Origin of the sequence: Enterobacter cloacae complex sp. P1B, assembly GCF_014982345.1 — a bacterium.
Lineage (GTDB): Bacteria > Pseudomonadota > Gammaproteobacteria > Enterobacterales > Enterobacteriaceae > Enterobacter > Enterobacter bugandensis.
Map to the genome: position 1 here is coordinate 228108 of NZ_JADCLF010000006.1, position 17967 is coordinate 246074.

The 17967-nt window shown below is 56.6% G+C and carries 22 protein-coding genes; 18 read left to right on the forward strand and 4 right to left on the reverse strand.

The annotated features are described in order from the left end of the window. Positions 1-91 precede the first annotated feature (91 nt). The 8 genes from metK (at position 92) to ruvX (ending at position 7162) form a co-directional block, all read left to right on the forward strand. Positions 92-1246, forward strand: a complete 1155-nt coding sequence (gene metK, locus INF77_RS05745; protein WP_061097111.1) for a methionine adenosyltransferase — start codon at positions 92-94, stop codon at positions 1244-1246. A gap of 359 nt (positions 1247-1605) precedes the next feature. After that, a complete protein-coding gene (gene galP / locus INF77_RS05750; RefSeq protein ID WP_045629996.1) occupies positions 1606-3003 on the forward strand; it encodes a galactose/proton symporter in 1398 nt (465 codons plus the stop codon). 58 nt (positions 3004-3061) lie between these two features. Then, entirely contained in the window at positions 3062-3559 is a 498-nt protein-coding gene (locus INF77_RS05755; RefSeq protein WP_136485047.1) for a SprT family zinc-dependent metalloprotease, read from the forward strand. Between the two features lie 94 nt (positions 3560-3653). Continuing rightward, complete coding sequence (gene endA, locus INF77_RS05760; protein ID WP_028014365.1) at positions 3654-4361, forward strand: deoxyribonuclease I; 708 nt, start codon at positions 3654-3656, stop codon at positions 4359-4361. Between the two features lie 51 nt (positions 4362-4412). Then, positions 4413-5144 carry a 16S rRNA (uracil(1498)-N(3))-methyltransferase gene (gene rsmE / locus INF77_RS05765; protein WP_041908327.1) on the forward strand — a complete coding sequence of 244 codons (732 nt, stop codon included), beginning with the start codon at positions 4413-4415 and terminating at the stop codon, positions 5142-5144. Between the two features lie 19 nt (positions 5145-5163). Further along, positions 5164-6111 (forward strand): glutathione synthase, encoded by a 948-nt coding sequence (gene gshB / locus INF77_RS05770; RefSeq protein WP_033146605.1) that lies wholly within the window; start codon positions 5164-5166, stop codon positions 6109-6111. A gap of 74 nt (positions 6112-6185) precedes the next feature. Then, entirely contained in the window at positions 6186-6746 is a 561-nt protein-coding gene (locus tag INF77_RS05775; protein ID WP_028014368.1) for a YqgE/AlgH family protein, read from the forward strand. Then, positions 6746-7162: a Holliday junction resolvase RuvX gene (ruvX, locus tag INF77_RS05780; RefSeq protein WP_021242076.1), complete on the forward strand. Its 417-nt coding sequence runs from the start codon at positions 6746-6748 to the stop codon at positions 7160-7162. Before INF77_RS05775 ends, ruvX begins: the two co-directional genes overlap by 1 nt. Before the next feature lie 9 nt (positions 7163-7171). On the opposite strand, the gene INF77_RS05785 is transcribed toward ruvX, so the two are convergent. Further along, positions 7172-8152, reverse strand: coding sequence for a type IV pilus twitching motility protein PilT (locus INF77_RS05785; protein WP_028014369.1), 981 nt, complete (start codon positions 8150-8152; stop codon positions 7172-7174). Between the two features lie 17 nt (positions 8153-8169). On the opposite strand from INF77_RS05785, the gene INF77_RS05790 reads away from it, so the two are divergent. From INF77_RS05790 to INF77_RS05815, 6 genes are all read left to right on the forward strand, one after another. Further along, on the forward strand, positions 8170-8871 hold the full coding sequence (locus INF77_RS05790; protein ID WP_028014370.1) for a YggS family pyridoxal phosphate-dependent enzyme: 702 nt from the start codon (positions 8170-8172) through the stop codon (positions 8869-8871). Between the two features lie 21 nt (positions 8872-8892). Next, entirely contained in the window at positions 8893-9459 is a 567-nt protein-coding gene (locus INF77_RS05795; RefSeq protein WP_045260768.1) for a YggT family protein, read from the forward strand. Next, on the forward strand, positions 9456-9752 hold the full coding sequence (gene yggU / locus INF77_RS05800; protein ID WP_047364545.1) for a DUF167 family protein YggU: 297 nt from the start codon (positions 9456-9458) through the stop codon (positions 9750-9752). Before INF77_RS05795 ends, yggU begins: the two co-directional genes overlap by 4 nt. Before the next feature lie 3 nt (positions 9753-9755). Continuing rightward, positions 9756-10349, forward strand: coding sequence for an XTP/dITP diphosphatase (locus INF77_RS05805; protein WP_010435473.1), 594 nt, complete (start codon positions 9756-9758; stop codon positions 10347-10349). Continuing rightward, positions 10342-11484, forward strand: a complete 1143-nt coding sequence (gene hemW / locus INF77_RS05810) for a radical SAM family heme chaperone HemW (protein ID WP_193532074.1) — start codon at positions 10342-10344, stop codon at positions 11482-11484. The genes INF77_RS05805 and hemW overlap by 8 nt, the downstream gene beginning before the upstream one ends. 63 nt (positions 11485-11547) lie before the next feature. After that, positions 11548-11886, forward strand: coding sequence for an endonuclease domain-containing protein (locus tag INF77_RS05815; RefSeq protein ID WP_028014373.1), 339 nt, complete (start codon positions 11548-11550; stop codon positions 11884-11886). An 82-nt stretch (positions 11887-11968) separates the two neighbouring features. On the opposite strand, the gene INF77_RS05820 is transcribed toward INF77_RS05815, so the two are convergent. The 3 genes from INF77_RS05820 to trmB are packed head-to-tail and all read right to left on the reverse strand — an operon-like array spanning position 11969 to position 13788. Continuing rightward, positions 11969-12685 carry a DUF2884 domain-containing protein gene (locus INF77_RS05820; protein ID WP_041908321.1) on the reverse strand — a complete coding sequence of 239 codons (717 nt, stop codon included), beginning with the start codon at positions 12683-12685 and terminating at the stop codon, positions 11969-11971. 57 nt (positions 12686-12742) lie between these two features. After that, complete coding sequence (locus INF77_RS05825) at positions 12743-13069, reverse strand: YggL family protein (RefSeq protein WP_028014375.1); 327 nt, start codon at positions 13067-13069, stop codon at positions 12743-12745. Beyond that, on the reverse strand, positions 13069-13788 hold the full coding sequence (trmB, locus tag INF77_RS05830) for a tRNA (guanosine(46)-N7)-methyltransferase TrmB (protein ID WP_028014376.1): 720 nt from the start codon (positions 13786-13788) through the stop codon (positions 13069-13071). Before trmB ends, INF77_RS05825 begins: the two co-directional genes overlap by 1 nt. Before the next feature lie 144 nt (positions 13789-13932). On the opposite strand from trmB, the gene mutY reads away from it, so the two are divergent. The 4 genes from mutY (at position 13933) to INF77_RS05850 (ending at position 17942) form a co-directional block, all read left to right on the forward strand. Next, the gene (mutY, locus tag INF77_RS05835) at positions 13933-14985 is read left to right on the forward strand and encodes an A/G-specific adenine glycosylase (protein WP_169804859.1); all 1053 of its coding nucleotides are present in this window, start codon (positions 13933-13935) and stop codon (positions 14983-14985) included. Between the two features lie 26 nt (positions 14986-15011). Beyond that, positions 15012-15284, forward strand: a complete 273-nt coding sequence (locus INF77_RS05840; protein ID WP_023309138.1) for an oxidative damage protection protein — start codon at positions 15012-15014, stop codon at positions 15282-15284. Between the two features lie 56 nt (positions 15285-15340). Beyond that, on the forward strand, positions 15341-16417 hold the full coding sequence (mltC, locus tag INF77_RS05845; protein WP_045260773.1) for a membrane-bound lytic murein transglycosylase MltC: 1077 nt from the start codon (positions 15341-15343) through the stop codon (positions 16415-16417). Between the two features lie 268 nt (positions 16418-16685). Further along, positions 16686-17942, forward strand: a complete 1257-nt coding sequence (locus INF77_RS05850) for a nucleoside permease (RefSeq protein ID WP_041908317.1) — start codon at positions 16686-16688, stop codon at positions 17940-17942. Positions 17943-17967: the final 25 nt, after the last annotated feature.

Here is a 17967-nt window from a genome sequence, read left to right on the forward strand (position 1 = left end):
CAAAAACCTGCAGGCCTTGGTAGAATTATCTCCTTTGGCTATTCCACACAGCAGCTTGAGCTAACCAAATTCCTCTTAGGTGAAATAAAACATGGCAAAACACCTGTTTACGTCCGAGTCCGTATCAGAAGGACATCCTGATAAAATTGCTGACCAAATCTCCGATGCGGTGCTGGATGCGATCCTGGCGCAGGATCCTAAAGCGCGCGTAGCGTGTGAAACCTATGTCAAAACCGGCATGGTTCTGGTTGGCGGTGAGATCACCACCAGCGCATGGGTTGATATCGAAGAGATCACCCGTAACACGGTGCGTGAGATCGGCTATGTACATTCTGATATGGGCTTTGATGCCAATTCCTGCGCGGTGCTGAGCGCGATTGGCAAACAGTCTCCGGACATCAACCAGGGCGTTGACCGTGCCGATCCGTTGGAACAGGGCGCGGGCGACCAGGGCCTGATGTTCGGTTATGCAACCAACGAAACCGACGTGCTGATGCCAGCACCTGTGACCTACGCACACCGTCTGGTGCAGCGTCAGGCTGAAGTGCGTAAAAACGGCACCCTGCCGTGGCTGCGCCCGGATGCGAAAAGCCAGGTCACCTTCCAGTACGACGACGGCAAAATCGTTGGTATTGACGCTGTGGTGCTGTCGACCCAGCATGCCGAAGATATCGATCAGAAATCCCTGCAGGAAGCAGTGATGGAAGAGATCATCAAGCCAGTTCTGCCAACCGAATGGCTGAGCTCAGCAACCAAATTCTTCATCAACCCAACCGGACGCTTTGTTATCGGCGGCCCAATGGGTGACTGCGGCCTGACCGGTCGTAAAATCATCGTTGATACCTACGGCGGCATGGCGCGTCACGGTGGCGGCGCGTTCTCCGGTAAAGATCCGTCTAAAGTTGACCGTTCTGCCGCGTACGCTGCACGTTATGTGGCGAAAAACATCGTTGCTGCCGGCCTGGCTGACCGCTGTGAAATTCAGGTTTCCTACGCTATCGGCGTGGCTGAGCCAACCTCCATCATGGTGGAAACCTTCGGTACTGAAAAAGTGCCTTCAGAACAGCTGACCCTGCTGGTGCGCGAGTTCTTCGACCTGCGTCCATACGGCCTGATTCAGATGCTGGATCTGCTGCACCCAATCTACCAGGAAACCGCTGCATACGGTCACTTTGGTCGTGAACATTTCCCATGGGAAAAAACCGACAAAGCCGCTCTGCTGCGTGAAGCTGCCGGTCTGAAGTAATCGACAGCCGAGAGTATTAAACAGGCCAGCCTTTGTGCTGGCTTTTTTTATGTCGGGTGGAGGCTAAAGCCGCACAACTGAAAGCGATTACACCGCACCGGCACCACTCCGCTTTCAGAATAATCTCTTTGCATGTTCGCCTTTCTTCTGCTGTTACATTTCCTTTCAGTTAAGTCTGAAATTCAAACAAACGCGATGCGCATCACCTCGTTTACCTCTATATTTTCAAAGCTTTAATAATTTTTACGGTTGCACGTTAGTGTAACCGATTACACCATTGTGATTAATCTCACATATTTTTACGGGTCGCTCACCTACCCTTATCATCAATAAAACTGATAACCCAACTGGAGGGCATAATGCCTGACAATAAAAAACAGGGGCGTACGTCCAACAAGGCGATGACTTTCTTCGTCTGCTTCCTCGCCGCCCTGGCAGGATTACTCTTTGGCCTGGATATCGGCGTCATTGCCGGCGCTCTTCCCTTCATCGCAGACGAATTCCAGATTAACGCGCATACCCAGGAATGGGTGGTTAGCTCCATGATGTTCGGTGCGGCCGTTGGGGCCGTCGGCAGCGGCTGGCTCTCCTTCAAGCTCGGACGCAAAAAGAGCCTGATGATCGGTGCGATCCTCTTCGTCGCCGGTTCGCTCTTCTCCGCTGCCGCCCCTAACGTTGAAGTGCTTATTCTTTCCCGCGTGCTGCTGGGCCTTGCGGTGGGCGTGGCGTCTTACACCGCCCCGCTCTACCTCTCCGAAATTGCGCCGGAGAAAATCCGCGGCAGTATGATTTCCATGTACCAGCTGATGATCACCATCGGTATTCTCGGCGCTTACCTGTCCGATACCGCGTTCAGCTACAGCGGCGCATGGCGCTGGATGCTCGGCGTGATCATCATCCCGGCCATTCTGCTGCTGATTGGCGTCTTCTTCCTGCCGGACAGCCCGCGCTGGTTTGCCGCCAAACGTCGCTTCGTTGATGCCGAACGCGTGCTGCTCCGCCTGCGCGATACCAGCGCGGAAGCGAAAAACGAGCTGGAAGAGATCCGCGAAAGCCTGAAGGTAAAACAGTCCGGCTGGGCGCTGTTTAAAGAGAACAGCAACTTCCGTAGGGCGGTGTTCCTCGGCGTGCTGCTGCAGGTGATGCAGCAGTTCACCGGGATGAACGTCATCATGTACTACGCGCCAAAAATCTTTGAACTGGCGGGTTACACCAACACCACCGAGCAGATGTGGGGCACCGTTATTGTGGGCCTGACCAACGTGCTGGCGACCTTTATCGCCATCGGCCTGGTGGACCGCTGGGGTCGTAAGCCAACCCTGACCCTGGGCTTCCTGGTGATGGCGACGGGTATGGGCGTTCTCGGCACGATGATGCATGTGGGCATCCACTCCCCAACCGCCCAGTACTTCGCGGTGGGCATGCTGCTGATGTTTATCGTCGGGTTTGCGATGAGCGCCGGTCCGCTGATTTGGGTACTGTGCTCTGAAATCCAGCCGCTGAAAGGGCGTGATTTTGGTATCACCTGCTCTACCGCAACCAACTGGATTGCCAACATGATCGTCGGCGCAACGTTCCTGACCATGCTCAACACCCTGGGCAATGCCAACACCTTCTGGGTCTACGCCGGTCTGAATATCTTCTTTATTGTGCTGACCATCTGGCTGGTTCCAGAAACCAAACATGTTTCTCTGGAACATATTGAACGTAACCTGATGAAAGGTCGTCCGCTGCGCGAAATCGGCGCCCACGACTAATCCTCTTGCGGGAGGCGCCTCTTGCGCCTCCCCGCTTCCCGCTTTATGCTCTGCCCCTATGAAAGCTCCCCGTCTCCCCATCGCCATTCAGCAAGCCGTTATGCGCAGCCTGCGGGAAAAACTTGCCCAGGCTAATCTGAAACTCGGCCGCAATTACCCTGAACCGAAGCTGGTCTATCAGCAGCGCGGCACCGCAGCCGGCACCGCCTGGCTGGAACCGTACGAGATCCGCCTGAACCCGGTGCTGATGATGGAAAACCAGCAGGCGTTTATTGAAGAAGTGGTGCCGCACGAGCTGGCGCACCTGCTGGTGTGGAAACACTTCGGACGCGTCGCGCCGCATGGAAAAGAGTGGAAGTGGATGATGGAGGCGGTGCTCGGCGTTCCGGCGCGCCGTACCCATCAGTTCGAGCTGGAATCGGTACGCCGCAATACCTTCCCCTATCGCTGCCAGTGTCAGCAGCACCAGCTTACCGTCCGCCGCCATAACCGCGTGGTGCGCGGCGAGGCGACCTACCGCTGCGTCAAATGCGGCGAACCGCTGATTGCGGAGTAATCACCTGAACTTTCAGGAACTTTCCTGATCTGACTGATTGCATACAGGAACAACATTCGTTACGTTGCGGGCTCGTTTTGACACGGAGTGTAAGATGTCCCGTAATGTTTCTCTCGCGGTCGCTTTTCTGGCGACGGCGCTTTCCGGTCAGGCCCTGGCCGACGGTATCAACAGTTTTTCCCAGGCCAAGGCAGCAGGCGTTAAGGTGAACGCCGATGTGCCGGGCGATTTCTACTGCGGCTGCAAAATTAACTGGCAGGGCAAAAAAGGGGTCGTTGACCTCGAATCCTGCGGCTATAAGGTGCGTAAAAACGAAAACCGCGCCAGCCGCATCGAGTGGGAGCATGTCGTTCCGGCCTGGCAGTTTGGTCACCAGCGCCAGTGCTGGCAGGACGGCGGACGTAAAAACTGCGCCAAAGATCCGGTTTATCGCCAGATGGAAAGCGACATGCATAACCTGCAGCCTGCGGTAGGTGAAGTGAACGGCGACCGCGGCAATTTCATGTACAGCCAGTGGAACGGTGGCGAAGGCCAGTACGGCCAGTGCGGTATGAAGGTAGATTTCAAAGAGAAAGTCGCCGAGCCCCCTGCCCGCGCGCGCGGCAGCATCGCCCGCACCTACTTCTACATGCGTGACCGTTATGACCTCAACCTTTCACGCCAGCAGACGCAGCTGTTCAATGCCTGGGATAAGCAGTATCCGGTGACGGAATGGGAATGCCAGCGCGACGAACGTATCGCCAGAGTCCAGGGGAATCATAACCCTTACGTCCAGCGGGCTTGCCAGGCGCAAAAGAGCTAACCTACACTACGGCAATTCGCTTATACCGCATGACATATGGAATTTTTGACTATGCGCATTCCCCGCATTTACCACCCTGAACTGATTACCGCAGGCCGCGAAATCGCCCTGTCTGACGACGCCGCTAACCACGTTGGCCGCGTGCTGCGCATGGGGGCTGGCCAGGCAATACAGTTGTTCGACGGCTCTAATCAGGTTTTCGACGCGGAAATCACGCGGGCGGATAAAAAAAGCGTGCATGTAAATGTCTTGCGCGGCGAAGTGGATGACCGTGAATCGCCGCTACACATCCACCTTGGGCAGGTGATGTCGCGCGGAGAAAAGATGGAGTTCACCATTCAAAAATCCATTGAGCTGGGTGTAAGCCTCATTACGCCACTTTTTTCCGAGCGCTGTGGCGTTAAACTGGATGCGGAACGTCTGAACAAAAAGATCCAGCAGTGGCAGAAAATCGCCATTGCGGCCTGCGAACAGAGTGGTCGCAACCGTATTCCGGAGATCCGCCCGGCGATGGATCTGGAGGACTGGTGTGCAGAAGAGGATAGCGGGCTGAAGCTCAATCTTCATCCGCGCGCCAGCGCCAGCATCAATACGCTGCCGCTGCCCGTTGAGCGCGTACGCCTGCTGATTGGCCCGGAAGGCGGCCTGTCGGCGGACGAAATTGCGATGACGGCGCGCTACCAATTTACTGATATTCTGTTGGGACCTCGCGTTCTGCGCACTGAGACAACGGCACTCACGGCCATAACCGCGCTACAGGTACGGTTTGGCGATCTGGGTTGAAGTATTAACGGAGAAGAACATGATAAAGCTCGGCATCGTGATGGATCCCATCGCAAACATTAACATCAAGAAAGATTCCAGCTTCGCCATGCTGCTGGAAGCGCAGCGTCGTGGCTATGAGCTCCACTATATGGAGATGAACGATCTTTATCTGATCAACGGTGAAGCCCGCGCACGCACCCGCATCGTTAACGTCGAGCAGAACTACGACAAATGGTACGAATTCGGCACCGAGCAGGACATCGCCCTGGCCGACCTCAACGTTATCCTGATGCGTAAAGATCCGCCGTTTGACACCGAATACATCTATAGCACCTACATCCTTGAGCGTGCCGAAGAGAAAGGGACGCTGATCGTCAACAAGCCGCAGAGCCTGCGCGACTGCAACGAGAAGCTTTACACCGCCTGGTTCTCTGACCTGACGCCGGAAACGCTGGTCACCCGCAGCAAAGCGCAGCTGAAAGAATTCTGGCAGAAGCACGGCGACATCATCATGAAGCCGCTGGACGGCATGGGCGGCGCGTCTATTTTCCGCGTGAAGGAAGGCGACCCGAACATTGGCGTGATTGCCGAAACGCTGACCGAGCTGGGCACGCGTTACTGCATGGCGCAAAACTATATTCCAGCGATCAAAGATGGCGATAAGCGCGTGCTGGTCGTGGACGGTGAGCCGGTGCCTTACTGCCTGGCGCGTATCCCACAGGGTGGCGAAACCCGCGGTAACCTGGCGGCAGGTGGCCGCGGCGAGCCGCGCCCGCTAACCGAAAGCGACTGGGAAATTGCCCGCCGCGTTGGCCCAACGCTGAAAGCCAAAGGCCTGATCTTCGTTGGCCTGGATATCATCGGCGATCGCCTGACTGAAGTTAACGTCACCAGCCCAACCTGCATTCGCGAAATCGAAGCGGAGTTCCCGATCTCGATCACCGGAATGCTGATGGACGCTATCGAAAAACGTTTACAGAAATAAACTGTGACAGCGCCTGGGTTTATCCCCATACTGGGCGCTGTCGCTTTTTAAACCAGGAAACAGTACCTCTGACAATGAATTTACAGCATCACTTTCTTATTGCCATGCCTGCTCTCCAGGATCCGATTTTTCGCCGCGCCGTGGTTTATATTTGTGAATACAATGAAGACGGCGCGATGGGTATTATCATCAACAAACCGCTGGAAAACCTGCAGGTTGAAGGGATTCTGGACAAGCTGAAAATCTCGGCTGAAGCGCGCCTGCCGGAAATCCGGCTTGATAAACCGGTGATGCTGGGTGGACCTCTTGCCGAAGATCGCGGCTTTATCCTGCATACCCCGCCGGTATTCTCTTCCAGCATTCGCATCTCCGATAACACCGTGATCACCACCTCGCGCGACGTGCTTGAAACGCTGGGCACCGCTGAGCAGCCTTCCGAAGTGCTGGTGGCGCTGGGCTATTCGTCGTGGGAGAAAGGCCAGCTTGAGCAAGAGATCCTCGATAACGCCTGGCTTACCGCACCTGCGGACATGAATATTCTGTTTAAAACCCCTATTGCCGATCGCTGGCGTGACGCGGCAAAGCTGATTGGCATTGATATTCTGACCATGCCTGGCGTAGCGGGGCACGCGTAATGAGCGGCACCCTTCTCGCCTTCGACTTCGGCACCAAAAGCATCGGCGTCGCCGTGGGTCAACGGATCACCGGCACCGCCCGCCCGCTCACAGCGCTGAAAGCTAACGACGGCACGCCGGACTGGAACCTGATTGAGCGCCTGCTCAAAGAGTGGCAGCCGGACGACGTAATTGTCGGCCTGCCGCTGAACATGGACGGCACCGAGCAACCGCTTACCGCCCGCGCGCGTAAATTCGCCAATAAAATCCATGGCCGCTTTGGCGTCTCCGTGAAGCTTCACGACGAGCGTCTCAGCACCGTCGAAGCGCGTGCAGGCCTGTTTGAACACGGTGGCTTCCGGGCGCTCAACAAAGGCAGCGTAGACTCCGCTTCAGCCGTTATCATCCTCGAAAGCTACTTCGAACAGGGCTTTTAACGCAGGGGCCTACAGCCGCCCCTGTGCCCGTCTCTCCGCCAGGCTCTGGTCAAAGTTCTGCATTCCCGCCTGCTGGCCGGTTTGAATGATGCCGGGCAGCTGCCACGTCTTCCCCTCACGAATCAGATTCGCCGCCGCCGCGGTGTTTACCAGCAGCTCGTACAGCGCGACGCGCCCGCCCTGAAGATCGGGAAGCAGCTTTTGCGCCAGCACTGCCCGCAGGCTGCCGGCCAGCTGGTTACGCACCGGATCTTTCTCCTGCGCCGGGAACGTATCGACCAGCCGTTCAATCGCCTGTGCTGCCCCGCGCGTGTGCAGCGTCGCCAGCACCAGATGCCCGGTCTCCGCCGCCGTCAGCGCCAGGCGGATCGTTTCGCTGTCGCGCAGCTCCCCCAGCAAAATAACGTCCGGGTCCTCGCGTAACGCACTGCGCAGCGCCTCTGCAAATGACGGGCTGTGCTGGCCTATCTCCCGCTGCTGAATCAGGCAACGTTCACTCTGGTACATAAACTCCACCGGATCTTCAAGCGTGAGGATATGGCCGTCAGTATGGCTGTTGAGGAAGTCGACCATTGCGGCCAGCGTGGTGGATTTACCGCTGCCGGTCGCTCCCGTTACCAGAATCAACCCGTTGTCGCTGGACAACAGTTCGGGAATAGCGCGCGGCACCCCAAGCGAAGGGAGCTGCGGACAGGAACGCGGCAACAGCCGCAGGGTAACGGAGATGCCCTTCATCTGCTTAAACGCACTGCCGCGCAGACGCTGGTCTCCTGCGACCGTCACGGCAAAATCGACCTGCCCGTTTGCCCACCATGCGCCCTGCTGTTCGTCGTTGAGCCACGCCTTTAGCAACGCCCCGACATCCGGCGGCGGAAACGGGGCCGGCTCAAGGCGGCCCAATCTGCGCCAGCGCGGTGGTGAATCACTGCACAGGTGTAGATCGGAGACGTTATGCTTTACACTAAGGGCCACAATTTCTTCCACATCCATAGACTACTCCTCGGAAAATGAACGACATTGCGCATAACCTGGCACAGGTCCGGGACAAAATCTCAGCCGCTGCAACGCGTTGCGGCCGTGCTTCAGAAGAAATTACGTTGCTTGCAGTCAGCAAAACCAAGCCTGCGAGCGCCATCGCAGAAGCGATTGCTGCAGGTCACCGGGCGTTTGGCGAAAACTACGTGCAGGAAGGAGTGGATAAAATTCGCTACTTCCAGGAGCAGGAGACGTCCGATCTGCAATGGCACTTTATTGGTCCCCTGCAGTCGAACAAAAGCCGTCTGGTAGCAGAGCACTTTGACTGGTGCCATACCATCGACCGTCTGCGTATTGCTTCCCGTCTGAGCGACCAGCGCCCGGCGGAGATGCCTGCGCTTAACGTGCTGATTCAAATCAACATCAGTGATGAAAACAGCAAGTCCGGCATTGCGCTGAGCGAGCTGGATGCGCTGGCCGCAGAGGTGGCCGCCCTGCCGCGCTTAACCCTGCGCGGGCTGATGGCCATTCCGGCACCTGAGTCAAGTTATGAAAGGCAGTTTGCCGTGGCACAGCAAATGGCTGTAGCATTTGAGGCGCTTAAAGCGCGCTATGAAACGGTAGACACGCTTTCACTGGGCATGTCGGATGATATGGAAGCCGCCATCGCGGCAGGCAGCACTATGGTGCGCATCGGCACAGCCATTTTCGGTGCGCGCGACTACACCAAATAATAAGGAAACCTGAGGAACGCCATGAAGACGTTGACTTTCCTGCTCTCAACGGTCATTGAGCTGTACACGATGGCGCTTTTGCTGCGCGTCTGGATGCAGTGGGCCCGCTGTGACTTTTACAATCCGTTCTCCCAGTTTGTCGTGAAAATCACGCAACCTGTTGTCGGACCGCTGCGCCGTATTATCCCGGCCATGGGCCCCATCGACAGCGCTTCGCTGCTGGTGGCGTTTATTCTGAGCGTGCTCAAAGCCATCGTGCTGTTTATGGTTATCACCTTCCAGCCGATTATCTGGATTGCCGCCGTCCTGATTCTGATCAAAACCGTCGGTTTGCTGATCTTCTGGGTACTGCTGGTGATGGCGATCATGAGCTGGGTAAGCCAGGGCCGTAGCCCGGTAGAGTACGCCTTGATTCAGCTGGCCGAGCCGCTGCTGCGTCCGATCCGTAACCTGCTTCCGTCCATGGGCGGCATCGACTTCTCCCCGATGATCCTGGTGCTGCTGCTCTATGTGATCAACATGGGGATCGCCGAACTGCTCCAGTCTACGGGCGATATGCTGCTGCCGGGGCTGTGGATGGCGCTATGAGTGCAGTAAGCACCTGCACCGACGGGCTGGTTTTACGGCTGTATATTCAGCCGAAAGCCAGCCGTGACAGTATTGTTGGGCTGCATGGCGACGAGCTAAAGGTCGCCATCACCGCCCCACCGGTCGATGGCCAGGCGAACGCGCATCTGACCAAATATCTGGCAAAACAGTTTCGCGTCGCCAAAAGCCAGGTCATCATTGAAAAAGGTGAACTTGGGCGGCATAAACAGGTAAAAATCCTTAATCCGCAATCTATCCCGACGGAAGTCGCGGCTCTGACAGAACAGGACTAAACCATGCAGAAAGTTGTTCTCGCGACCGGTAACGCCGGTAAAGTGCGCGAGCTGGCCTCGCTATTAAATGATTTTGGGCTGGACGTGGTGGCTCAGACCGAGCTGGGCGTGGAGTCCGCCGAAGAGACGGGCCTGACGTTTATCGAAAACGCCATTCTGAAAGCGCGCCATGCGGCGCAGGTAACCGGCCTGCCCGCGATTGCCGACGACTCCGGTCTGGCCGTGGATTTCCTCGGCGGCGCGCCGGGAATTTACTCCGCGCGCTATTCCGGGGTGGACGCCACCGACCAGCAGAATCTGGAAAAGCTGCTCGTGGCCCTGAAGGACGTTCCCGACGAACAGCGTACCGCGCAGTTCCACTGCGTGCTGGTCTACATGCGTCATGCGGAAGACCCGACGCCGATTGTCTGTCACGGCAGCTGGCCGGGCGTGATTACCCGTGAAGCGGCTGGCAACGGCGGCTTTGGCTACGACCCGATTTTCTTTGTCCCGACCGAGGGCAAAACCGCTGCGGAACTGACCCGCGAAGAGAAAAGCGCGATTTCCCACCGTGGACGCGCGCTGAAACTGTTACTGGAAGCACTGCGTAATGGCTAATTTGCCGCCTCTGAGTCTTTATATTCATATCCCGTGGTGCGTGCAGAAATGCCCGTACTGCGATTTCAATTCGCACGCGCTGAAGGGCGAAGTGCCGCACGATGACTACGTCGCGCATCTGCTGGCCGACCTGGACGCCGATGTGCCGTACGCACAGGGACGTGAAGTTAAGACCATTTTCATTGGTGGCGGTACGCCGAGCCTGCTGTCAGGCCCGGCAATGCAGACGCTGCTGGACGGCGTGCGTGCGCGCCTGAACCTGGCGGTGGATGCGGAAATTACGATGGAAGCCAACCCCGGCACCGTTGAGGCCGACCGTTTTGTCGACTATCAGCGCGCGGGCGTGAACCGCATCTCCATCGGCGTGCAGAGCTTTAGCGAGCCGAAGCTGAAGCGTCTGGGTCGCATTCACGGCCCGGAAGAGGCCAAGCGCGCGGCGAACCTGGCAACGGGGCTTGGGCTGCGCAGCTTTAACCTCGATTTGATGCATGGCCTGCCGGATCAGTCGCTGGAAGAGGCGCTGGACGATCTGCGCCAGGCAATTGAACTGAACCCGCCGCATTTGTCGTGGTATCAGCTCACCATCGAGCCAAACACGCTGTTCGGCTCCCGCCCGCCGGTGCTGCCGGATGACGACGCGCTGTGGGATATCTTCGAGCAGGGCCACAAGCTTTTGACCGCTGCCGGGTATCAGCAGTATGAAACGTCCGCCTACGCGAAGCCGGGCTTCCAGTGTCAGCACAACCTGAACTACTGGCGTTTTGGTGATTATCTGGGGATTGGCTGCGGCGCCCACGGCAAGGTGACCTTCCCGGATGGTCGCATCCTTCGCACCGCCAAAACCCGCCACCCGCGCGGGTATATGGAAGGCCGCTACCTGGAGCGTCAGCACGACGTTGAGGCGGCGGATAAGCCGTTTGAGTTCTTTATGAACCGTTTCCGCCTGCTGGAAGCCGCGCCGCGCGCGGAGTTTTCGCTGTACACTGGCCTGGCGGAATCGGTGATTCGTCCGCAGATTGACGAAGCGCTGGCAAAGGGGTATCTCACCGAGAGTGAGGAATGCTGGCAGATCACCGAGCACGGCAAGCTGTTCTTAAACTCCCTTCTTGAGCTGTTCCTCGCCGAAGATTCCTGAAGGCTGATTCAGGATTTCGCATCCCGTTCTGCCGGCTAAGGGAAAGGCTGGCAGAGTATGGGGATGGAAAAATCAAAACAACTCCGTAAACAAATGACGCCCGAAGAGTTACGCCTCTGGTATTTACTCAGGGGACGCCGCTTCTTTGGCTATAAGTTTCGCCGCCAGATGCCGATTGGTGCATATATCGTGGATTTTGCCTGTTTTAAGGCAAAGCTGATTATCGAGCTGGACGGTGGCCAACATCAGAATAACGAAACCTATGATTCACGTCGTACTGAATTTTTGAATGCGAACGGCTGGGAAATACTACGGTTCTGGAATAACGAATTCAGGACAAACGAGGAGGAGGTGTTAATGGCTATCAGGCAACGACTGCGCTGCCTGATGCCCTCACCCTAACCCTCTCCCACAGGGAGAGGGAACAATTACACCCTCTCCCCTGGGGAGAGGGCTGGGGTGAGGGGCCCAGCGCGCAGAGAACTTACTTCAGCGTCCCCACCAGCGCCTTCCGGCTATCTTCCAGCGACACCACGCGTTTACACACGTCTTTGCCGAACTGCTGGAAATCATCTTCCTGGTTCTTCCACTCGTTCTGAATGGAAGTCTGCAAGCCGCCCAGACTGCCCAGCACGCCCTGCAGCGGGTTACCGCCGCCTTTCAGCACCGCTTTGGCGCCCATCTCGTTAATGCTGTCCTGCAGGATGCCGCCCATCGCCTGGTTCACCAGCTGCTGGCCGTCAGCACGGACCTGATCGATCGCCTTATAGTGGAACGTCAGGCCATCAGAGCGCGTCTCGATAATGCGGTTCATCTGCTCTTTGAGCTGCTTGTCGAGCTTCGTAAGGCGGGAGCGCATATTACTGCTCTCCCCCACCTCTTTAGTGATGATTTTGTCCAGCGCGACGCGGCTCTTTTCGACGCGCGTCAGGGCGCCTTCATTAATCCATGGCAGCGCGGTACGCAAATCGGCCTGATAATCTTTCGCCTGCTCACGCTGTGCGGCAGTCAGGTTGTACTGTTTGCCGTTAAAGGTGACGTTTCCTTCCGGCGTAATCACCAGATTGCCGTTCTCGCCTTTGACCTGCACGGTTTGCGGGCTTAACACCACGTCATCACGCGGGGTGACGCTACATTGATAATCCGCATGGGCTGTGAATCCGGTTGCCATCAAAGCAACAGCCAGCAACGTTTTGCGCATCTTAAACACTCCCTCAGACAAAATGGGCCAGCTAATGCTGGCCCGCTTACTGCTTTATTAGTCCCACCAAACGTCGAAAAGTTCGCTCACGCGGACATCTTCCAGCTTGTGCTCTTCAAGCCATTTGCGAACCAGGGCCTGATGTTCTTCGGTGCATTTGCCAACTTCCTGGGTGCAGATCAGACCTTCCCATGCCAGGTAGCCGCTACCGTCGAAGGCCAACTTGTTAGGCTCGATCACCTCGTTGATGAACGCATCAACGTCCTGGTCGATCTGCTCAACGCTGGTGCCTTCCGGGAAACGCCAGGCAACGGAGAAGCCCACTTCCTGGAATTCTTCGATGTGCATCTTTTTACGCAGACGACGGCTACGATTCTTTGCCATTATTTCACCCTCTCGAACATTAAGTCCCATACGCCGTGACCAAGACGATGGCCACGCTGTTCAAATTTTGTCACCGGACGCGATTCCGGACGCGGTACGTAGTCGTTGCTCTCGGACTGATTTTTGTACCCGTCCAGCGACGACATCACTTCCAGCATGTGTTCCGCATAAGGTTCCCAGTCGGTCGCCATGTGGAAAACGCCGCCCAGCTTGAGCTTGCTTTTCACCAGCTCGGCAAACGGTGCCTGAACGATACGGCGTTTATTATGACGCGCTTTGTGCCATGGGTCAGGGAAAAAGAGCTGAACCATGTTCAAAGAATTGTCAGGAATCATTTTGTGCAGCACTTCCACCGCGTCGTGACACATCACGCGCAGGTTCTCAACGCCCTCTTCGTGGGCCGTTGCCAGGCACGCGCCGACGCCCGGCGAGTGTACTTCAATGCCGAGGAAGTTCTGCTCCGGGCGCGCTTTCGCCATAGTGACCAGCGAGGTGCCCATACCAAACCCGATCTCCAGCGTGACGGGCGCGTCGCGGCCAAACAGCTCGGTAAAGTCGAGCGGCTGCTCGCTGAACTCAACGCCCATCACCGGCCAGTAGTTGTCCAGCGCGTGTTGCTGCCCTTTTGTCAGGCGGCCCTGACGGCGGACAAAGCTGCGAATACGGCGCAGCGGGCGACCGTTTTCATCAAATTCCGGTGAAATGACGTCGTTTTTCATAAAAGAGTTGTCTGCTTGTGAGAATGTTCGGGAAACGGGCATTATCCAAAGTTAAGGCTTCTATGCAAGCATGGGAAAGATCCGGTTTACAGCAGATGGACGCTGTGCTGCAATCTGCGTCCCTGATTATGCGAATCGATGACCATGCAAGCCTCTCAATTTTCAGCCCAGGTGCTGGACTGGTACGACAAATACGGGCGTAAAACCCTGCCCTGGCAAATTGAAAAAACGCCCTACAAAGTATGGCTCTCCGAGGTGATGTTGCAACAAACGCAGGTCGCCACCGTGATCCCTTACTTCGAGCGTTTTATGGCACGCTTCCCGACGGTCACCGACCTGGCAAACGCGCCGTTGGACGAAGTGCTGCACCTGTGGACCGGGCTGGGCTATTACGCCCGCGCGCGCAACCTGCACAAGGCCGCGCAGCAGGTCGCCACCCGCCACAACGGTAAATTCCCGGAAACCTTCGACGAGGTGGCCGATTTACCCGGCGTCGGACGTTCAACCGCAGGCGCGATCCTCTCCCTTTCATTAGGCAAGCATTTCCCGATCCTCGACGGCAACGTGAAGCGCGTGCTCGCACGCTGCTACGCCGTTGACGGCTGGCCGGGTAAGAAAGACGTTGAAAAACGCCTGTGGGAGATCGCTGAAGCGGTCACCCCGGCGAAGGGCGTAGAGCGTTTTAACCAGGCGATGATGGATCTCGGCGCGATGGTCTGCACGCGCTCAAAACCGAAGTGCGAACTCTGCCCGGTGAACAACCTCTGCGTGGCGTATGCCAACCAGTCATGGGCGCAGTATCCGGGTAAGAAACCCAAACAGACGCTGCCGGAGCGCACCGGCTACATGCTGCTGATGCAGCACGGTGACGAGGTCTTCCTCGCTCAGCGTCCGCCGAGCGGTCTGTGGGGTGGTCTATACTGCTTCCCACAGTTTGAAGATGAAGACTTGCTGCGTGAATGGCTTAAACAGCGCGGCATTGCGGCAGATACCCTGACGCAGCTGACCGCGTTTCGCCACACCTTCAGCCATTTCCATCTGGATATAGTACCCATGTGGCTTCCCGTGTCCTCATTCACCTCCTGCATGGATGAAGGCACCGCTCTCTGGTATAACTTAGCGCAACCGCCATCAGTCGGGCTGGCGGCTCCCGTGGAGCGCCTGTTACAGCAATTACGTGCCGGTGCAATGGTTTAGCATCGGCAACACAAAGAGGAATACGTATGGCCAGAACCATTTTTTGTACTTTCCTGCAGCGCGACGCTGAAGGCCAGGATTTCCAGCTCTACCCGGGCGACCTGGGCAAGCGCATCTATAACGAGATCTCCAAAGAAGCCTGGGGACAGTGGCAGAAAAAACAGACCATGCTGATCAACGAGAAGAAGCTCAGCATGATGAACCCGGAGCACCGCAAGCTGCTGGAGCAGGAGATGGTGAGCTTCCTGTTCGAGGGCAAAGACGTCCACATCGAAGGCTATACGCCGCCGGAAAAATAACAGCGTGCGGGTGAAACCCCGCCGTAAAAGCAAACACAACACGCACTCCCGGAATGATGAAAAAACTTTTAGCGCTAGCCCTTGTTGCGCCGTTGCTGGTCTCGTGCTCGTCCAAAAAAGGCGATGATTACAACGAAGCCTGGGTCAAGGACACCAACGGTTTTGACATTTTGATGGGGCAGTTTGCCCATAACATCGAGAACATATGGGGATTTAACGAAGTTCTTATTGCCGGACCGAAGGACTACGTTAAGTACACCGACGCCTATCTGACCCGTAGCCACATCAACTTTGATGAGGGTACGATCACCATTGAGACCATCGCAGGCACCGACCCTGCGGCACGGCTGCGTCAGGCGATCGTCAAAACCCTGCTGATGGGTGACGATCCGGGATCTATCGATCTCTACTCCGATGCGGACGACATCACCATTTCGAAAGAGCCGTTCCTGTATGGTCAGGTTGTCGACCAGACCGGACAGCCGATCCGCTGGGAAGGTCGCGCCACGAAATTTGCCGACTACCTGCTGCAGACGCGCCTGAAGAGCCGCTCTAACGGCCTGAAGATTATCTACAGCGTTACCATTAACCTTGTCCCGAACCACCTCGACAAGCGTGCGCATAAGTATCTGGGCATGGTGCGTCAGGCGTCGCGTAAGTATGGCGTGGACGAGTCGCTGATCCTGGCGATTATGCAGACAGAATCCTCGTTCAACCCGTACGCGGTGAGCCGTTCCGACGCGCTGGGGCTGATGCAGGTTGTCCAGCACAGCGCCGGTAAAGACGTCTTCCGCTCGCAGGGGAAATCCGGCACGCCGAGCCGCAGCTATCTGTTCGATCCGCAAAGCAACATTGATACCGGCACGGCCTATCTGGCAATGCTGAACAATGTCTATCTCGGCGGAATTGATAACCCGACGTCGCGTCGCTATGCGGTGATCACCGCCTATAACGGCGGCGCGGGCAGCGTGCTGCGCGTCTTCTCGAATGACAAAGTGCAGGCTGCGAACATCATCAACAGCATGGCGCCGGGGGATGTTTACTCTACCCTCACCACCCGCCACCCGTCTGCGGAATCCCGCCGGTACCTGTATAAGGTGAATACGGCGCAGAAAAACTATCGTCGTCGATAATCAACACACCTTCTCCAGCAAGGAGAAGGTGTTCTGCTTCCCCTCTCCCTGTGGGAGAGGGTCAGGGTGAGGGCATCAGGCCGCACCTATCCTCCACCCATACGAAAATGTTATTTGCATCACAATCCAAACTGCAAATTAATGTGGATTGCATTTTTTTGCGGGAGGTAACAAAACATATCGTTGCCAACTGATAGAATTGCATCAAATAACAACCCTGAATGTTCCTATAACAACATATCTCCCGCTCACTTGTGAGGAAAGTAACATGAACCTTAAGCTGCAGCTTAAAATCTTGTCGTTTCTGCAGTTCTGCCTGTGGGGTAGCTGGCTGACTACACTCGGCTCCTATATGTTTGTGACGCTCAAGTTTGATGGTGCGTCAATCGGTGCCGTCTACAGCTCGCTGGGTATTGCGGCTGTTTTCATGCCAACGCTGCTCGGTATCGTGGCGGATAAATGGTTAAGTGCGAAATGGCTGTATATGCTTTGCCATCTGGTGGGTGCGGGGACGCTGTTTATGGCGGCCGAAGTGACCACGCCGGGGGCGATGTTTATGGTGATCCTGCTTAACTCGCTGGCGTATATGCCAACGCTTGGGCTGATCAACTCCATCTCCTACTACCGCCTGAAATCTGCCGGCCTGGATATCGTCACCGACTTCCCGCCAATCCGTATCTGGGGCACCATCGGCTTTATCATGGCGATGTGGGGCGTGAGCTTCGCGGGCTTCGAGCTGAGCCACATGCAGCTGTATATTGGTGCTGCGCTCTCCGTACTGCTGGCGCTGTTCACCCTGACGCTGCCAACCATTCCGGTGTCTAACCAGCAGAAAAATCAGAGCTGGAGCACCATGCTTGGCCTGGATGCTTTCGCGCTGTTCAAAAACAAGCGCATGGCGATCTTCTTTATCTTCTCCATGCTGCTGGGCGCGGAGCTGCAAATCACCAACATGTTCGGCAACACCTTCCTGCACAGCTTCGATAACGATCCGCTGTTTGCCGGGAGCTTTATCGTTGAGCACGCGTCGGTGATGATGTCCATCTCGCAGATCTCCGAGACGCTGTTCATCCTGACCATCCCGTTCTTCCTGAGCCGCTACGGCATCAAAAACGTCATGCTGATCAGTATCGCCGCGTGGATGCTGCGCTTCGGCCTGTTCGCCTACGGCGACCCGAGCGCGTTCGGCACCGTGCTGCTGGTGCTGTCGATGATTGTTTACGGCTGCGCCTTCGACTTCTTCAACATCTCCGGTTCGGTGTTTGTGGAAAAAGAGGTGAAGCCTGAAATCCGCGCCAGCGCGCAGGGCATGTTCCTGATGATGACCAACGGCTTCGGCTGTATTCTGGGCGGCGTGGTGAGCGGTAAAGTGGTTGAGATGTACACCACCAACGGTATCACCGACTGGCAGCCCGTGTGGCTGATCTTCGCGGCGTATTCGCTGGTGCTGTTCTTCGCGTTCCTCGCGCTGTTCAAGTACAAGCACGTTCGCACAGCGCACGGTACACAGCCGATTGCGCATTAATTGTTGTGCCCGGTGGCGCTTCGCT

What these genes read in the sequence shown, in the direction of transcription:
- INF77_RS05840 (WP_023309138.1), top strand. Translation starts at nt 15,012, where the DNA reads ATGGCCAGAACCATTTTTTGTACTTTCCTGCAGCGCGACGCTGAAGGC.
- INF77_RS05820 (WP_041908321.1), bottom strand. Translation starts at nt 12,685, where the DNA reads ATGCGCAAAACGTTGCTGGCTGTTGCTTTGATGGCAACCGGATTCACA.
- INF77_RS05775 (WP_028014368.1), top strand. Translation starts at nt 6,186, where the DNA reads ATGAATTTACAGCATCACTTTCTTATTGCCATGCCTGCTCTCCAGGAT.
- INF77_RS05815 (WP_028014373.1), top strand. Translation starts at nt 11,548, where the DNA reads ATGGAAAAATCAAAACAACTCCGTAAACAAATGACGCCCGAAGAGTTA.
- endA (WP_028014365.1), top strand. Translation starts at nt 3,654, where the DNA reads ATGTCCCGTAATGTTTCTCTCGCGGTCGCTTTTCTGGCGACGGCGCTT.
- INF77_RS05825 (WP_028014375.1), bottom strand. Translation starts at nt 13,069, where the DNA reads ATGGCAAAGAATCGTAGCCGTCGTCTGCGTAAAAAGATGCACATCGAA.
- INF77_RS05755 (WP_136485047.1), top strand. Translation starts at nt 3,062, where the DNA reads ATGAAAGCTCCCCGTCTCCCCATCGCCATTCAGCAAGCCGTTATGCGC.
- INF77_RS05850 (WP_041908317.1), top strand. Translation starts at nt 16,686, where the DNA reads ATGAACCTTAAGCTGCAGCTTAAAATCTTGTCGTTTCTGCAGTTCTGC.
- gshB (WP_033146605.1), top strand. Translation starts at nt 5,164, where the DNA reads ATGATAAAGCTCGGCATCGTGATGGATCCCATCGCAAACATTAACATC.
- mutY (WP_169804859.1), top strand. Translation starts at nt 13,933, where the DNA reads ATGCAAGCCTCTCAATTTTCAGCCCAGGTGCTGGACTGGTACGACAAA.
- hemW (WP_193532074.1), top strand. Translation starts at nt 10,342, where the DNA reads ATGGCTAATTTGCCGCCTCTGAGTCTTTATATTCATATCCCGTGGTGC.
- yggU (WP_047364545.1), top strand. Translation starts at nt 9,456, where the DNA reads ATGAGTGCAGTAAGCACCTGCACCGACGGGCTGGTTTTACGGCTGTAT.
- rsmE (WP_041908327.1), top strand. Translation starts at nt 4,413, where the DNA reads ATGCGCATTCCCCGCATTTACCACCCTGAACTGATTACCGCAGGCCGC.
- mltC (WP_045260773.1), top strand. Translation starts at nt 15,341, where the DNA reads ATGAAAAAACTTTTAGCGCTAGCCCTTGTTGCGCCGTTGCTGGTCTCG.
- galP (WP_045629996.1), top strand. Translation starts at nt 1,606, where the DNA reads ATGCCTGACAATAAAAAACAGGGGCGTACGTCCAACAAGGCGATGACT.
- INF77_RS05785 (WP_028014369.1), bottom strand. Translation starts at nt 8,152, where the DNA reads ATGGATGTGGAAGAAATTGTGGCCCTTAGTGTAAAGCATAACGTCTCC.
- ruvX (WP_021242076.1), top strand. Translation starts at nt 6,746, where the DNA reads ATGAGCGGCACCCTTCTCGCCTTCGACTTCGGCACCAAAAGCATCGGC.
- metK (WP_061097111.1), top strand. Translation starts at nt 92, where the DNA reads ATGGCAAAACACCTGTTTACGTCCGAGTCCGTATCAGAAGGACATCCT.
- INF77_RS05790 (WP_028014370.1), top strand. Translation starts at nt 8,170, where the DNA reads ATGAACGACATTGCGCATAACCTGGCACAGGTCCGGGACAAAATCTCA.
- INF77_RS05795 (WP_045260768.1), top strand. Translation starts at nt 8,893, where the DNA reads ATGAAGACGTTGACTTTCCTGCTCTCAACGGTCATTGAGCTGTACACG.
- trmB (WP_028014376.1), bottom strand. Translation starts at nt 13,788, where the DNA reads ATGAAAAACGACGTCATTTCACCGGAATTTGATGAAAACGGTCGCCCG.
- INF77_RS05805 (WP_010435473.1), top strand. Translation starts at nt 9,756, where the DNA reads ATGCAGAAAGTTGTTCTCGCGACCGGTAACGCCGGTAAAGTGCGCGAG.